Origin of the sequence: Psychrobacter sp. JCM 18900, assembly GCF_904846625.1 — a bacterium.
In the GTDB taxonomy this organism is placed as follows: Bacteria; Pseudomonadota; Gammaproteobacteria; order Pseudomonadales; family Moraxellaceae; genus Psychrobacter.
Genome location: NZ_CAJHBL010000001.1, coordinates 684,730 through 700,706 on the forward strand (window position 1 = coordinate 684,730; position 15,977 = coordinate 700,706).

The 15,977-nt window shown below is 44.2% G+C and carries 12 protein-coding genes; 4 read left to right on the forward strand and 8 right to left on the reverse strand.

What is annotated here, in order from left to right; genetic code table 11:
- Nucleotides 1-192 precede the first annotated feature (192 nt).
- The gene (locus JMX96_RS02715) at nt 193-1,104 is read left to right on the forward strand and encodes a lysine exporter LysO family protein (RefSeq protein ID WP_201567148.1); all 912 of its coding nucleotides are present in this window, start codon (nt 193-195) and stop codon (nt 1,102-1,104) included.
- A 4-nt stretch (nt 1,105-1,108) separates the two neighbouring features.
- Here JMX96_RS02715 and JMX96_RS02720 read toward each other — a convergent pair whose 3' ends face one another.
- Both JMX96_RS02720 and JMX96_RS02725 read right to left on the reverse strand, forming a co-directional pair.
- A complete protein-coding gene (locus tag JMX96_RS02720; RefSeq protein WP_201567150.1) occupies nt 1,109-2,392 on the reverse strand; it encodes an FAD-dependent monooxygenase in 1,284 nt (427 codons plus the stop codon).
- Between the two features lie 167 nt (nt 2,393-2,559).
- Nucleotides 2,560-3,888, reverse strand: coding sequence for a UbiH/UbiF/VisC/COQ6 family ubiquinone biosynthesis hydroxylase (locus JMX96_RS02725; RefSeq protein ID WP_201567152.1), 1,329 nt, complete (start codon nt 3,886-3,888; stop codon nt 2,560-2,562).
- Between the two features lie 601 nt (nt 3,889-4,489).
- On the opposite strand from JMX96_RS02725, the gene JMX96_RS02730 reads away from it, so the two are divergent.
- Together JMX96_RS02730 and ybeY are read left to right on the forward strand one after the other, a co-directional pair.
- Complete coding sequence (locus tag JMX96_RS02730) at nt 4,490-5,593, forward strand: PhoH family protein (protein WP_201547628.1); 1,104 nt, start codon at nt 4,490-4,492, stop codon at nt 5,591-5,593.
- A 318-nt stretch (nt 5,594-5,911) separates the two neighbouring features.
- Nucleotides 5,912-6,511 (forward strand): rRNA maturation RNase YbeY, encoded by a 600-nt coding sequence (gene ybeY / locus JMX96_RS02735; RefSeq protein ID WP_201567156.1) that lies wholly within the window; start codon nt 5,912-5,914, stop codon nt 6,509-6,511.
- A gap of 49 nt (nt 6,512-6,560) precedes the next feature.
- On the opposite strand, the gene JMX96_RS02740 is transcribed toward ybeY, so the two are convergent.
- Both JMX96_RS02740 and JMX96_RS02745 read right to left on the reverse strand, forming a co-directional pair.
- Entirely contained in the window at nt 6,561-7,436 is an 876-nt protein-coding gene (locus JMX96_RS02740) for a mechanosensitive ion channel family protein (RefSeq protein ID WP_201567157.1), read from the reverse strand.
- 176 nt (nt 7,437-7,612) lie between these two features.
- On the reverse strand, nt 7,613-8,500 hold the full coding sequence (locus JMX96_RS02745; protein WP_201567158.1) for a TonB family protein: 888 nt from the start codon (nt 8,498-8,500) through the stop codon (nt 7,613-7,615).
- A gap of 581 nt (nt 8,501-9,081) precedes the next feature.
- Here JMX96_RS02745 and JMX96_RS02750 point away from each other — a divergent pair.
- Nucleotides 9,082-9,861, forward strand: a complete 780-nt coding sequence (locus JMX96_RS02750; RefSeq protein WP_227676866.1) for a hypothetical protein — start codon at nt 9,082-9,084, stop codon at nt 9,859-9,861.
- A 108-nt stretch (nt 9,862-9,969) separates the two neighbouring features.
- On the opposite strand, the gene JMX96_RS02755 is transcribed toward JMX96_RS02750, so the two are convergent.
- The 4 genes from JMX96_RS02755 to nuoL form a co-directional block, all read right to left on the reverse strand.
- Entirely contained in the window at nt 9,970-10,797 is an 828-nt protein-coding gene (locus tag JMX96_RS02755; protein ID WP_201567160.1) for a ferredoxin--NADP reductase, read from the reverse strand.
- Between the two features lie 194 nt (nt 10,798-10,991).
- Complete coding sequence (locus JMX96_RS02760; RefSeq protein ID WP_201567162.1) at nt 10,992-12,470, reverse strand: NADH-quinone oxidoreductase subunit N; 1,479 nt, start codon at nt 12,468-12,470, stop codon at nt 10,992-10,994.
- Nucleotides 12,471-12,473: 3 nt separating this feature from the next.
- Nucleotides 12,474-14,099 (reverse strand): NADH-quinone oxidoreductase subunit M, encoded by a 1,626-nt coding sequence (gene nuoM, locus JMX96_RS02765; protein WP_201567164.1) that lies wholly within the window; start codon nt 14,097-14,099, stop codon nt 12,474-12,476.
- A 3-nt stretch (nt 14,100-14,102) separates the two neighbouring features.
- The gene (nuoL, locus tag JMX96_RS02770) at nt 14,103-15,977 is read right to left on the reverse strand and encodes an NADH-quinone oxidoreductase subunit L (protein WP_201567166.1); all 1,875 of its coding nucleotides are present in this window, start codon (nt 15,975-15,977) and stop codon (nt 14,103-14,105) included.

A 15,977-nucleotide genomic window follows, 5' to 3' on the forward strand; every position in this document is an offset into this window, starting at 1 on the left:
AAAAACGTTCAAACATTTTGAAAAAGATATTTATTAACATCATTATAATCGTCCAGTTTTTTCCATTTTATTCGGCCACGACCGATGATTTGCAATGAATCTTAGTGGCTCATATCAATACTGTTAACCTTATATGGTACAATCTTCAGCTTCTTAAAAACGCCTTATTAAAAATGCTGCGAGCCCGTCATCATGGAAAGCCTAGTCACCCTTGTTCTAGTATTAATGCCAATGTTTATTGGCTTTGCCATTCCTTCTAACCCTACCATGACAAAAGTGGCCGACAAAGGTCTATCATACTTGGTATTCATCATCCTAGCGCTGATCGGTATTGAGCTGTCTCAGGTAGAAGGTCTAGGCAATCAGCTGGGTGAAATTGCGCTGTATGTCACTGTTTTATCAATACTGACGATTGGTTCAGGTTTATTTGGTCTGATGTTGTTCGATCACCTGCGTCCATGGCATGCCAAAAAACCAAGCATAAAATCCAAAGAGCATCGGGTGAGTATTCGAGGTAGCTTGGCGCAAGTGGTTTGCGTGGTAATTGGGATGGTGATTGGCTATTTCTTGCCTGCTGATTATATGCCGCCTGAAAACTCTATGACCATCATGCTGATGGTTTTGATATTACTGGTCGGTATAGGCTTAAAAGGATCGGGCATCACCTTAAAAGAAGTACTACTGAATAAACGCGGCGTAGAAATGAGTGTCATCTTTACGCTAGCAGTATTGGCAGGCGGGCTTATTTTCGCGCTACTATTTACGGATGTGTCATGGACGAAAGGCTTAGCACTATCGTCAGGGTTTGGTTGGTACTCGCTATCAGCGATTGTCATGACCGATGCTTATGGTGCTGTCTGGGGCAGTGTCGCATTATTCAACGACTTGGTACGTGAGTTCTTTGCATTAATCTTTATTCCAGTATTTATGCGTAAATACCCTTCCGCCGCGGTTGGGCTTGGCGGCGCGACTAGCCTAGACTTTACCTTGCCTATCATTCAGCAGTCAGGTGGTCTAAAAGTCGTGCCACTAGCGATTAGTTTTGGCTTTTTGATTAACATTGTCTCGCCAGTGCTGATGGTGTTCTTTTCGGCGCTTGGGTAGACGACTACACACCACTCGCCTGCTTCGCAAACAAGCGCATCAATGGCTTGATTTTGCTGACTCGGTACATACCCTCATTACGTATCTGCTGCACAGGACGCATTTGGGCAAGCGACCCTGCAAATAGCCAATTAAGCACAGAAAAGCTGTGCATCATTAGGCTATTATGCGGACGGCGCGAACGCTCATAATGACGTAGCGTTTGATTGCTGCCCCAAAGCGTACCGCCACTACGGGTAAAGTCGTGCGCTAATTGCTCACATAATACTTTCACATCGAGCATACCGAGGTTCAGTCCTTGACCTGCCAGCGGATGTACGCCATGAGCAGCGTCACCGATCAGCACCAAGTTATCAGCCACGTAGCTTTTCGCTTGCTGTGCCGCTAATGGAAAACTAGCAATAGACTCAATCTGATTAATCGCACCCAACTCGTAATTGCTGGCAGCCGCTAACTTATCAGCGATAAAACGATCTTCTTCCTCTATCAATGCCAATGCCTGATTGCGCGGCAATGTCCATACTATCGACTGCCAATGCTGCGGATTTGTCTTATCAGCATCGGTTATATCTGCTAATGGCAATAGTGCCAGTGTACCCGTCGGCAGCATAGCTTGGCGTGCAGTTGCCTGATGCGGTTTCTCAGTCTGAATCGCACAGCAAATCGCGGTTTGATTATAATCAAGTGTATCTACGCCAATCCCTGCTTGCTGACGGACAAATGAACCGCGCCCATCAGCGCCAACTAATAGACGCGCATCAATCGCTTCGCCATTGTCCAGAATTACACGGTAGCCTTGCTGCGCCCCTAACCAATCCACATTAACAACTTTTTGATCAGCGATAAGGGTCAGATAGTCGCTGACATCAGCTTCATACAAGCGTTGCCATAGTGCGTGCTCGATAACAGCAGGCTCAACCATACTACCTAATAATGTAGGTTCATGATTTTTACTACTACTATCCTCGGCGCCAATACCTTCACTTTCGCCAAATAATAATTCACCCATCCCATTTAGCTGCCATACCTGCATTTGCGAGTAATCTGCTTTGCGTTTAGAGGCGGCAATATGTTGCCAAGCGCCAATATCTTTAAGTAAATTAATACTAGCCATACTAAGTGCATAGACACGTGCATCACGTTTGCTAAGTACATGTTGCCAAGCTGATTCATCACGCTCAGGACGGGCATCAATTAACGTCACCGGCATTTTTGCTTGTGCCAGCTTTAGAGCAAGCGTTGCCCCAACGATACCGCTACCGATAATCAGCGTATGGTTGTTTTTCATAAGGTGTCTCTCAATATTGCTCAATATTAGAATGCTTATTATCAATCTTAATTACAGTTAGTTGATTCAGTTTAAAAGAGAGACAATGCAACCGGGTGAAGATGTATAGGCAATACTTCAAGCGAGGTTAACGCTGTTACTCTTTTAAAGAGGATTTAACTATAGCGCTATGATTTTAGACCCATCGCATAAGTGGCGACTAGTGGTTTAATATTTGGCAATTTATCAAAGGCCAATAGCGCCATATTTCGCGCTAGCTTAATCGCGGGGTTAGGATGCGTGAAGCCATGTACTACCGCATCACAAAAACGAATAACTCGCTTCTGGTCGGTTTGACGTGCTTTTTCATAACGTTTTAATAACTGTGCATCACCGATATCTGCGCCTTTGAGCACTTGTGCACTTAGCATTTGCGCCAGCACATGTGCATCTCGCATACAGAGATTAAAGCCTTGGCCAGCGACAGGATGTAAGGTGTGAGCAGCATTGCCCATAATGACGCAGCGTCCTTCTACTTGCTTATTCGCTAGTACGCGGGTCAATGGATAGGCGCCGCGGCGACCAGCAGCGATAAACTTGCCAGCGCGTTGGCCAAAGGCTTGCTGTAGGGTCTGCAAGAAATGGGCGTCGTCTTCTAAGTATCTGGTTTCTTCACCTGTTGGGCATACCCACACCACAGAGCGCCTGTAGCCGTGTTGATACTCATCATTGGCATCACCCTCTGGATCGGTCAGTGGGAGCACGGCAAGTGGGCCAGCTGGACTGAAACGCTCAATCGCTGCATGCTCGTGTGGCGTATCTGTCTCTACTACGCCGACGATGGCTGTTTGCTGATAATTATACGTAGTTGTACCGATATCTAGCAATTGGCGTACTGTAGAGTCGCGTCCATCACAAGCGACTAATACGCTAGCTTGCAGCTGCTGCTCGTTTTCGGCTTCGTCATTGTAATTAAAGCTAATCGTCACACTATCGGCCTGCTGCTGGACAGTCGTCACATTGGCATTATCTATCAAGGTAATTAATGGCGCTTGCTGCGCGGCTAATAAAAGCTTACGACCCAGCCAAGCGTTTTCGATGACTTGCCCAAATGACTCAACGCGCTCTTCTGCTTTATTCAGCTGCGCGCGCCCAAAGCTGCCTTGCTCACTAATCTGTACGGTATCGATACGGCAGGCATGGCTTTGTAATTCATCCCACAGTCCAATCTCTTGATATATCTGTACCGTGCGCCGTGATAACGCTGTATTGCGACTATCTAAATAATGGCTGCGAGTACTGTCATCCGTTGGACTGATGGTTGGATAGCTGTTTTTTTCTAATAAGGTGCTCGCAATACCGTGATGGGCCAATAGCAATGCAAAGGACAAACCAACATGACCACCACCTGCGATAAGCACTTGCTGGTCAGTTATCGCTTCTTTGTTTTTAGAGATGCTGTCGAACTTTTTAGGTATGCTGTCAGCATTGGATAAATGTGAATCAGTATCTTGCATCGTTATTTTCCTATTATAATTTTTTGGACAAGCAATTTATTAGTGATAGATAGCTGCTCGTCACTGACTTTATTTTATAATTTTTATCATGTCACTACTGTTGTTAGATAGGTTGCAGCAATCTATGGTATCGCCCATAGATTACCACAAATTGTCTATTATGCCGTGGTCTTAACCGTAGACAAATCGTCTCTTCACTCTCATCATAAACGAGATTTATATTCATAAAACTCAAAAACCTTAGTCTTATTAAAGCGCTATCATACGATGGGCAGCGATGAATCATATAGAACTGATAGCAATATCAAATCGATCTATAGAAAATCGCTGTAGCAGTTGCAATCCGCATACAAAAACAGCGTTATCTATCTGATGTATGGCTTGAAATTTGAAAATTCTCTACCATAATGAAGGCAAGACTTTTCATTATTTTCATTTATTACCTTCCACAAAAACAACAATAATATCGCCGTCATTTTTATCATCTACAATCTTTGTATCACCTAAAAAACTGTAACGCCACTAACTATTTTATCTCTGCAACCCGTCACGCAATTAAAACCAAATCATAGCGTCGGGTACACAATAAAAGGATAATCGCTTGACTGATTCCATGAGCCGCCGTATAAAGTTTGAATCATTGACCCCAGCACAGCTAAAAACCGTGCTTGGTGAATACAACAATCACATGAAATATATCCAAGAACGCCTCGATATTAAAATCATGCAGCGCCAAGGCGATTTTTGCCTGAGTGGCGATGTGACCAATGTCGAACGCGGTGAACGTATTATCTACAAAATGGTAGATGAAGCACAGAACACCAAAGACATCAGTGCAGAAGAGCTGCACCTTATCATCCAATCTAGCCTCTCTCGTGATGAAGACATGGAAGAAGACGAGCAAGACCATGATGACATGGAATATGATGAAGACTTGGATGAGGCTAGCGAGTTTACGCCTATTAGTTTACGTACACGTAAGGGTCGCATCGTTCCGCGTGGGGGCAATCAACAGCGTTACGTAAAAAACGTCCTGAGTTCCGATGTGTCGTTTGGTATTGGGCCAGCTGGTACGGGTAAAACGTATCTAGCAGTGGCATGTGCCGTCGATATGCTTGAGCGTAATGAGATTGAACGTATTTTGCTAGTGCGTCCAGCGGTAGAAGCTGGCGAAAAGCTGGGCTTCTTGCCAGGTGATTTGACCCAAAAAATCGATCCATACTTGCGCCCATTATATGACGCGCTCTATGAGATGATAGGCTTTGAAAAAGTCGGTAAAATGATTGAGCGTCAGATTATTGAAGTGGCGCCGCTGGCCTATATGCGTGGTCGTACTTTGAATAACTCGTTTGTCATTCTCGATGAAGCGCAAAATACCACGCCTGAACAGATGAAAATGTTTTTAACCCGTTTGGGCTTTGGCTCACGTGCCGTCATTACTGGGGATATTACTCAGGTCGATTTGCCACGTGGTCATAAGTCAGGCTTGGCACAAGCGATGGATATTCTAAAAGATATTGAAGAGATTCATATCACAAAGTTTGATTCAAAAGACGTCGTACGACATCAATTGGTACAGCAAATTGTTGAAGCCTATGATGTGTTTGATGAAGAGCAAATGGCTTTAGAAGAAAAACGTAAGTTTGAACGTATTAAAGAACAAGAGCGTAGACAAGCTGTCGCTAATGCAGCAGCCAATCTGTAATAATCAAGCTAATCACTGAATTACAGTCATTTGCTATAAGCATTTATCTTGCATAAGAAAACCGGATTACTAAAAGTAGTCCGGTTTTTTCTTACCGACAGTTTATTGAATTTAGCTCTTTCGCTACTAGTCGCCCACCAGTAACTTAGCTATAGTAGCCTTTATACATTTTATACATTGGCCTCTATTTATTAGCCAACAATTTAGCGATGAGATAAACAGTGATTGAGCTGCTTTTATGGTAAAAAACTGGCAAATAAATCACCTAGACGATGCAGCATTAGAAACGCATTTATTTATAATAAAAAGGACAGCAATATGAGCCAACCTGACAATACTAATGTCGATGACAAGATCGCTAGCAACCATGCCAGCTTAGCAGCACTTGATATCAGTGCGACCGACAGTATTGATGATGAAATATTAGATACTTTTTATAATCGCGAGCATTTACTATCAGTCATGATGGCGACTTTAGATTATATAGATGGTCGTATTAATACTGGTCTGACCCTACCCTATTTTGCAGATATTGATCCTGAGCTTTGGCAGGAAAAGTCTAAAACATTAGATATATATATCACTGATGACGTCGAAGGCCGTGCTTTAAATCTAGAAGCACGTGGTAAGGACTATGCGACCAACATTTTGTCTTATCCAAGCGAATTACCTGCTGCCGTCATTGAGCTGATGCCAACATTGCCTCTTGGAGAGCTGATTATCTGTCATGAAGTGATGGTACGTGAAGCGGCTGAACAGGACAAAACCGTGGCGCAGCACATTGGCCATTTGTTAGTGCATGGCGTGCTACACCTACTGGGTTTTGATCATGAGCTCGGACAAGCTGAACAAGATGAGATGGAGTACTTTGAAATTAATATTTTGGCAGGCCTAAACCTACCAAATCCTTATGTCTAAACTAGGACTGCTTTATTAAACGGTCTTCTAACTCTTAGACAGCTACTCATTAATCTTTAGTTAATGGTAGCTTTTGTGCTTGACCCATTTGGTTGATCATATGGTCTAAGCCTTTAACATGGACACTGCGCTGCGGGAATGGAATCTCGATTTTCTCATCATCTAAAGCTTGCTTGAACTGCTCTAGTAGCTCGCATTGCATCGACCACCAGTCGGCATTGGTTGTCCAAACGTTTAGGGTAAGATCTACTGAGTTATCGCCTAGATTGGTCACTCGTACGATAGGCTCAGGATCAGTGAAAGCCAATGGGTTATTTTTTGCCAGACTTAGCATCACGTCTTTAGCCGTTTTGATATCAGCATCGTAACCAATACCGACCGTGATATCGACGCGGCGATTGGGTAGCGCTGTATAATTAACCACAGGTGAAGTCGTGATATCGCTATTAGGAATGATGATATCATGATTGTTAATGGTCGTCAGATGCGTATTAACCAAGGTAATCTCAGTCACCGTACCTGTGTAGCTACTAATCTGTACATAATCACCGCGCACAAACGGGCGAAACGTCACAATCATAATACCAGCGGCAAAATTTGATAGTTGGTCTTTTAGTGACAAACCAACGGCAACAGCGGCACCACCTAAGATCGCGACGACAGACGTAGTCTGTACACCGACTTTGCTAAGCGCAGCTAAAATCACTACGACCAGTAGCACGCCATACAATAGACGACTTAAGAAGCTAGCAACTGTCTCGTCCAGATGGCTACGCGTCATCAAGCGATCGGAAAAAGCGACTGCCTTTTTGGCAAGCCAACGTCCAACGATAAATATAAGTATTGCTAAAGCGACTTTGATGACCAGCTCTAGGGCGTTGCTCGTTAAGGTAGCAACATCGATGGTAAAACCTAAAAATTCCATACTGACTCTTTATTCTATAGCTGTGTGTTATGAACTTGGATATCTGTGATTATAAAAAATAGTGCGTTAAACTTTATTCTTAGCAGTTGTGTTTTCAGTGACATTTTTTTCAGTAGCTTTTTTCTTAGTGCTTGTCTTCTTAGCACCTATCTTCTTAGTGCTTGAATACGTTAACCCTAGTACGTTACTTCGACTGTATCACTATAGCGGTAAGTACGTATCAAGCGCAGCTCGACGATATCGCTCATGTCTTCGGTGAACTTACCAAAGGGTGCTGCTTGTCGTACCGACTGTTTGGCTGCTTCATCCAATATCGTAGAGTTCGAGCTTTCAAGCAAACGAATGGCTTTGATATTGCCGTCGTTACTGATGATAACCATTAGCCGTACTTCGCCCGTAATGCCTTGGGCACGCGCTTGCACAGGATAATGCAAGTTGCCCACTCGCTCGACATGCTCGCGGAATGTATTGATATAATCTGCTGCCGCACCCCGTGTGGTCGAATTACTATCCATGGTCACGACTTTGGATTTGGTCGCATAGACCTGCTGACGCTGAGATAGCTGAGCTTCTAAGGTTGCAATCTGCTTACGTAGCCGCTCTTCTTGCGCCATCGCATCATCTTGCGCTTGCTCGCTGTCATTATCCGACTCTACAGTGGCCTGACGCCAACTCAACGTCGTACGCAGATAACTCTCTTGATAGCGCTGCTGACGCACTTTACGCTGTAAGTTAACGATGTCTTGAGTCTCACTCATTTGCTCAGCAGACATTGCACTTAGCTGATTGTTCTCTTGTCTTAGCTGCTCTTCTATTGTACCGCCGCCCTCTTGTGAAGCATTGGCAATAAAGTGCGCATCTTCATTGGGCTGCATGTTATCGGTCAGCGCCTTTGCTACATCTTGCATCATAGCAGCTGGGTCTTTTCCCATAGAGAAGCTAATCCCGAAAATAATCAGCACGTGAACAGCCACCGCAATAACAATAGCGACAGGCAAACTTATATCGCGCTTGGGCGCTTGCGCGGAAAAATGATAGCTCTGTGAGTCTTTTATATAGGCCACAATGAATCTCAGCTTGTGAGCAAATCAGTACAAAGCACTATTTAATAAGTGTTGTAACGATCGGCATGATTTATACTGGCGCTATCATAACATGACATAGAATTATGTCGCCAGTATAAGCACTGAGACGGCATTTTGACATCTGCCATACAGTATTGGTAACCTTATCCGCTGATTGAAAAACGCGCGCTTGAGAATATATAAGGCAGACGAAACACTGTCTATACCAAATGAATTGCTATAAAACGCATGTGTTCATTTTGAAGCCACTATATTTGTTATATACTGCTTTAGCACAATAGAATTAGTAGCACGATACTTTGCAACAACCAGAACTGTGCATCGTCTTGATTAGGCACGGCAGATGATCAAGCAGCACAATAAGTGCAGATTTACTGTGCACTAGTATCAGAGGTCAGTTTTTCGCTTTTGCTACCTATCAGTATAAAAATTACTAATAGTCGTAGATATTCAGAAATTATAGATAATTAGCATTCGTTTAAATTAACGATAGCCTGCAAAGTTTGTTTAGCCATTTTTACGTCACCGATTGAATGACGCGCCCTATAAGGATAATAAGTTTGAGTGACTTTGATAACGTGAATAATTCAGACAATTTTGATGAGTTCTTCGAGAGTATTGGCTATCGTTTTGACGAGTCATTCGGCAGTGGTTGGGAGCGTATCGCCCAATCGGTTAAAGATATCTATAATAAGACGACGGACAAGTTCGAAGATGAGTTGTCATTGCCCGTGGCACAGACTTACGTCAATGATGCACTACAAACATTCGTCACCGACAATGTAAAAGCTATCTTAGAGCTACGCGTCGAGATGCATGATGATTGGTTTCGTTTGTACTGCACTGTCAATGCAGGCGGCATCTATGCCGAGGTAGCAAGTAACTTTAGCTTAGTTCACGTTCAGCTCGATCGCAATGTGCAGCGCTTTGTATTTGGTCAGCAAACTTATACCGATATATTAAATCTGCGCTGCGAATCTTTCGTGAAACGCCAAGGCGTCAAACTTGCGATTTGGTTTTATCATAGCGTCCTCAAAAAAGACCCTTTAGGCTTTATTCTGTCATACGTCAATATTGCTCGCGCAAAAGACGAAGTGATTTATCTCGATATCCATCGTTGGTTAAAAAACAACAAAAAAATCATGAGTACTTTGCATAAGGTACAGATAAATTATGGCGAGCTAGAAGAAGAGCAAATGATTTTGAAGGCTCAAATCAACTATCGTGATTTACTGGCGGCTAGCAGTAACGAAGATATCATCGGTGATGATGATGATCCTGAATTGATGCAAGGCCCTATTAACCCTGTAGATGATGCGACTGAGCCAAGTCAAGAGTAAGTCGCTAATGTCTCATCCCATAAGACAATGTTTTATCCCATAAAAAAACGCTGCATCTTAAAGGTTCTTGGCCTTATAGATACAGCGTTTTTTTATTAAAGTCGATAACTACCAGTAGTTCTCTACGGCAATATTACCCTCACCGCGGCGATTCATCACCAGTCCCAATGTCTTCAATGCCTCTTTAGTATCTTCTACCATATCTGGGTTGCCGCATAGCATGACATGCGTAGTATCAATATCTAATGCGATACCCGCACGCGCTTGCAACGTGCCCTCTAGCAACAGCTTCGGCAGACGCTCTGACAATGCACCTTCAACAGGCTCACGAGTGACGATTGGGATAAAGATGAGCTTTGCTGGATTATCAACCAGCGCGCCAAAATCTTCTTGTAGGTTCTCGATTTTCTCAACGTAAGCAAGTTCATCGAGCGAACGGGCGCTATAAGCCAATACAATGTGCTCGTAATCTTCCCATGTCTTTAAATCTTGTAGCATTGACAAAAATGGTGCTAAGCCAGTCCCTGTTGCTAGCAGCCATAAGTCTTTTGGCAATGGCTTTTGGTAACGTGCTAAAGTCAGAAACCCAAATGGCATAGTATTAAGCAGTAGCTCATCACCCACTTGTAAGTGCTGCAATTGCGAGGTAAATGCACCGTCAGGAATTACGATAGAGAAAAACTCTATCACCTCATCAAATGGCGAAGAGACAATCGAATACGCACGAAAGACATCTTCATTCAATGCGGTATCAGCAACTTTATCACTTGCATCAGTCTGTTGGTAATATTTTAATTGACTAGGATTGACACCCAAGCGTACAAACTGCCCCGCTGTAAACTTAAAACTATCGGGACGGCTGACGGTAAAGCTAAATAAATTTGGCGTCCATGTGGTTTTGCTGAGCACCGTTACGGTTTGAATATCATCACTCATAATTATTCGTCACTTATACTTTATTAAACTGTATTTTTATAAGATACCTTTGATAGGCAAAAGAAGATAAATACCAAAAAGGTAAGCATAAAAAAAGATGCGCCAAGCTTATCATAAAGCTGGCGCATCTTGGTTTTTTAACCGTAACAACAAATAGATCGCAGCGACTTATCTGCCGTATTGACTCAGCGGCATTACCAAATGCGAGCCAAACTTGCCCACTCAATCATACTATTTGGCAAAATACCAAAGAATAGAATAATCGCCGTCACAGCGATGACCATAATACCACCAGTACGAATACCCCACTGCCCAGACACGTCAAACTCGATGAACTGCTTAGGACGTTTGAACAGCGTGAGTAACACGCGTAAGTAGTAGAATAGCCCAATCGCACTACCCAAGATAATCATTGCGGCCAAGAACCAGTTGGTTCCCTGTACCGCAGCTAAGATAGCAAATAGCTTGGTAATAAAGCCTGCCGTCAACGGAATACCAGCCAATGACAACATCATGATTGTCATGACAGCAGTCAACACTGGACGACGCCAGAATAGTCCTTGATAATGCGTCAACTCATCGGCTTCACCAGATAAGCGATATGGACTCGACATGAGAGTCACTACGCCAAAGGCACCGATAGAGGTAAAGGCATAGACTGCCATATACATACTAGAGATACTATCAGCGGCAGAGCCAATGCTGACAATCACGATCATCACATAACCCATATGGGCAATAGATGAGTAACCGAGTAGACGTTTCAGGCTAGTTTGACGTACTGCCAACAAGTTACCTACCAAGATAGATAATGTTGCCATGACCATCAATAGCATTTGCACTGATGGTAGTGCTAGCAAAGCGGTATCGATTAAGAAACGCACGGCCAGTGCCATCATCGCCACTTTTGATACGGATGCTAAAAAGGTAGCGATAGGCGCTGGAGCACCTTCATAAACATCTGGCGTCCACATATGGAAAGGAGCAGCCGAGAGTTTAAAGGCGATACCAAACATCATCATTGCCGCGCCTAATATCAGTAGTGGCGACTCAAAGATATTGCCTAGCACCATGCTGATTGGCTTAAATGCTAGTGAGCCTACTTCTGCATAGATAAAAGCCATACCCATCAGCAACGTCGCTGATGCAGTCGCTGATAGCACCAGATACTTCAATCCCGACTCAAGCGACTGGTTGCGCATATAAGTATAAGCAAGCAAACCATATAGTGGTACTGACAGCATCTCTAAGCTCATAAAGAATGACGCCATATGCTGCGCGCTTACCATAAGCAGTGCACCAATGGTCGATAGCAGCATGAGCAAGTACAGCTCTTCTTTGTTATCTTTGAGGTTGGCCAGATACGCATAAGACAGCGTACAACAAGCCAAGGCACAGATAAAAATCACCACCATATTAAACTGAGCAAAGTTATCAATAACAAATAACTGCTCAGCGTTTGGTGCGATAGATCCGCTGTCAATCACACCGATCATCTGACCGATAAGGGTAAATAGACCAATGTTTAAGCCTGCCACCGTAATCGTACCAGTGACCATGTGCGAGCGTTTAAAGGTAATCGCGATCATAACCGTCAGTACCGTAATCACTACGGCGATAATCGGCGCGTAAGGCAACAATCCTATCAAATCATTCATCATAATATCATTCATGACTTAACGTGCCTCCATTACATCAAGCAGCTGCGACGCATCTACCTGTGTCACTTGACTGTATATATATGCGTTATTGATCCACTGCATTGCGTGACTTGAGGTATCAAGGAACGGCTGTGGGTACAGTCCAAGCCATACCAAACCTGCAGCTAGCATCAGTAGTAATGACAGCTCGCGCTTGCCCAAATCTTTTAGTTTACGTGCAGGTAAGCCATGTGACTTAGTCTCTCGCTCTGCCAATGCGGCGATGTTGTTTTCACCAAATAGTGCGCGATGAATCAAAATAAGCGAATAAAGACCTGCTAATACCAAACTGAATGTTGCAAAAACAACGAATACTGGATACTGAGCAAATGAGCCAAATAAAATCATGAACTCGCCAATGAAGTTACCCGTACCAGGAATACCTAGCAGCGCGGCACAGAAGAACATCAATATCGGTGCGTAGTAACGGAACTGCCCCCACATACCACCCATCAAGGTCAAATCGCGTGTATGCAGACGCTCATATAGCTGTCCTGCCATGATGAATAGTGCGGCTGAACTCAAACCATGAGCAAGCATCTGAATCATCAGACCTTGTAAGCTGAGCAATGTTCCCGCATAGATTGCCAATACCACAAAACCCATGTGCGAGATACTGGTATACGCCAGCAAACGCTTCATGTCAGTCTGCATAAATGCAAGCCATGCACCGTAGAAGATACCAATCGTACCTAGGGTAATTGCTATCGGCGCAAACTCTTGTGACGCTGCTGGAAATAGCGGCAACACAAAACGAATCAAACCATATGCAGCAGTCTTAATGAGCACCCCTGCCAAATCTACCGAACCTGCTGTTGGTGCCTGCGCATGCGCATCTGGCAACCAGCCGTGGAAAGGGATGATTGGCAACTTCACCGCAAAGCCAATGAAGAAGCACAGCATGATTGGATATTCCCAGCCGCCAAGTGACGTACCGAGCAAGTCATTATAGTTAAAGCTCACTACCCCTTTTTGGGCGTAGCTGATAATGACCAATACCAAAATACCGATGAGCATGATAAGCCCAGACGCTTGGGTATAGATAAAGAACTTGGTGGCCGCGTATTCTTTGGTTTTGCCAACCACATCATGACCCCAAATCGCGATCAAGAAGTAGATAGGAACCAGCATCATCTCCCAAAAGAAGAAGAATAAGAATAGGTCAATCGCTAAGAAAACACCGATGACGCCGCCCAAACTCCATAGCAAGTTCAGGTGGAAAAAGCCAACGCGGCGCTGAATCTCATTCCACGAACAAGCAACGGCTGCCACACCAAGTAAGCCTGTTAGGGCCACCATCATCAGTGACAAACCATCTAGCGCTAAGTGAAAGCTAATACCAAAACTCGGTATCCACGGCACACTGAACTCCGCGACCCAAGGCACGGTAGCATCTGGCGCAATGACCTGCTGACTCATACCGCTAAAATTACCTTGCTGCCAAAGCACCAACGACAAAGCAAAGGTCAACATCATACCGATCAAGGCAATCCAGCGCGGCAGACGTTTATTAAATCGCTCTACCACCCAGCATAGCAATCCTGCAATAAAAGGAATTGCGATTAATGCTGGTAGCATCCACGTTTGTTGTAACTCAATCATCTTTTACACCACCGTCATCATTACCAGCACCAGCAATACAGCCATACCCAAGCCAAAGCTTGTGGCATAACCTCGAAGAGACCCTGTTTGCGTCGCAGACAATACTTTATTACCAGCTGAGGCCAGCTTAGGTAACAGCAACCACGTTTTATCGATAGGGTCGGCTTTAAGTAAGCGGCCGATGAATAAAAAGGGTTTCACAAAAATTACATCATATAGCGCGTCGAAACCTAGGCCATGGTAGCACCAGTGATATAGTGCCCCACCAATACGTGAGCGCTTAAAGCTAGTGAGCAAGCGACCTTTGTTGACGACATACAACAGTGCTGCCAATATCAAACCTGCTGCCATGGCACCCATCGCGATATACTCTGCGGTGTGCTTAGCATGCGCTTGACCAGCAACTTCTAATAGATGACCAACGCTCTCTGGCAATACACCATTTAATGGTGGCGTAATCCATGCACCAACGGCGGTAGATAACACTAGCAATACGGTTAAAGGTAACCAATACGACACACCTGATAGCTTATGGGCATGGGTTTTTTCTTCGCCAAAAAATATGATCCAAATCATACGGAACGTATAAATCGCGGTTAAGAATGCACCGAATACACCCATATAGAATAGTACTAAGTGACCTGTGGCATAAGTTTCCCAAAGAATCGCTTCTTTAGAGTAAAAACCAACGGTAACCCAAGGTATGGCAGCAAGTGCACCGCCACCGATGATATAACACCAAAATACCAATGGTATCTTTTTGCGCAGACCGCCCATCTTAAAGATGTCTTGCTCATGATGTACCGCAAGGATGACCGCACCTGATGATAAGAACAGCAATGCTTTAAAGAAAGCATGGGTCATTAGATGGAAGATTGCGCCTTGCCATGCGCCCACGCCAAGTGCTAGGAACATATAGCCAATTTGACTCATGGTCGAATAAGCAAGAATACGTTTGATGTCTGTTTGCGCGAGTGCACAGAATCCAGCAACAACCAACGTCAATGCCCCTACGCCGCCAACCCAATACAATAAGATACCTGGGGTCAGCTCAAACAAAGGATGTAGACGGGCGATTAAATAAACACCTGCTGTGACCATCGTTGCTGCGTGAATCAATGCCGATACTGGTGTTGGACCAGCCATCGCATCAGCAAGCCATGTGTGTAGTGGCAACTGCGCTGATTTACCCATCGCGCCGCCGACCAACATCATCGTGGTAAGCATCATCGTTGGGTTATTCACATCGAATACTTCTGGCGCGCGCGTAATAATCTCTTGAATATTAAGCGTGCCAAATTCGCGGAATAATAAAAATAAACCGAAGGCTAAGAACACATCACCGACACGCGTGACGGTAAAGGCTTTCATCGCGGCACGGCCGTTGGCTCTGTCGTGGTAATAATAACCAATCAATAGGTAAGAACAGATACCCACGCCTTCCCAACCAAGATAAAGCAAGAACAAATCGTCTGCGAGTACCAGTAACAACATACTGGCCACAAACAAGTTCATATAGCTAAAGAAACGAGCAAAGCCAGTGTCGCCTTTCATATACCAAGAGGCAAACAGATGAATCAAAAAGCCAATACCCGTAATGACACCTGTCATGGTCAATGCAAGACCATCAAAGCTCAAACCGAAATGTGGCGCAAAATCGCCAACTTGGAACCACGTCCATAGCGGAACTTCAATTACCGTTCCAGCTGGATTGGTGGTCAAAAAGGTATAGCTAACCACTAGCGTGCATAGTGCTGATAACAGCATGCTACCCACGCCAACAATCGCTGCGACCGTTTCTGATAATTTGTCGCGCATAAAGGCTAAAATCAAAAAGCCAATGAGCGGGAATATAAAGGTTAATGGTAACAAACTCAT

Coding starts and splice junctions, on each gene's coding strand:
- nuoM (WP_201567164.1), bottom strand. CDS start 14,099: ATGATTGAGTTACAACAAACGTGGATGCTACCAGCATTAATCGCAATT.
- ybeY (WP_201567156.1), top strand. CDS start 5,912: ATGAGCCAACCTGACAATACTAATGTCGATGACAAGATCGCTAGCAAC.
- JMX96_RS02760 (WP_201567162.1), bottom strand. CDS start 12,470: ATGAATGATATTATGATGAATGATTTGATAGGATTGTTGCCTTACGCG.
- JMX96_RS02740 (WP_201567157.1), bottom strand. CDS start 7,436: ATGGAATTTTTAGGTTTTACCATCGATGTTGCTACCTTAACGAGCAAC.
- nuoL (WP_201567166.1), bottom strand. CDS start 15,977: ATGAGTTTGTTACCATTAACCTTTATATTCCCGCTCATTGGCTTTTTG.
- JMX96_RS02725 (WP_201567152.1), bottom strand. CDS start 3,888: ATGCAAGATACTGATTCACATTTATCCAATGCTGACAGCATACCTAAA.
- JMX96_RS02755 (WP_201567160.1), bottom strand. CDS start 10,797: ATGAGTGATGATATTCAAACCGTAACGGTGCTCAGCAAAACCACATGG.
- JMX96_RS02715 (WP_201567148.1), top strand. CDS start 193: ATGGAAAGCCTAGTCACCCTTGTTCTAGTATTAATGCCAATGTTTATT.
- JMX96_RS02720 (WP_201567150.1), bottom strand. CDS start 2,392: ATGAAAAACAACCATACGCTGATTATCGGTAGCGGTATCGTTGGGGCA.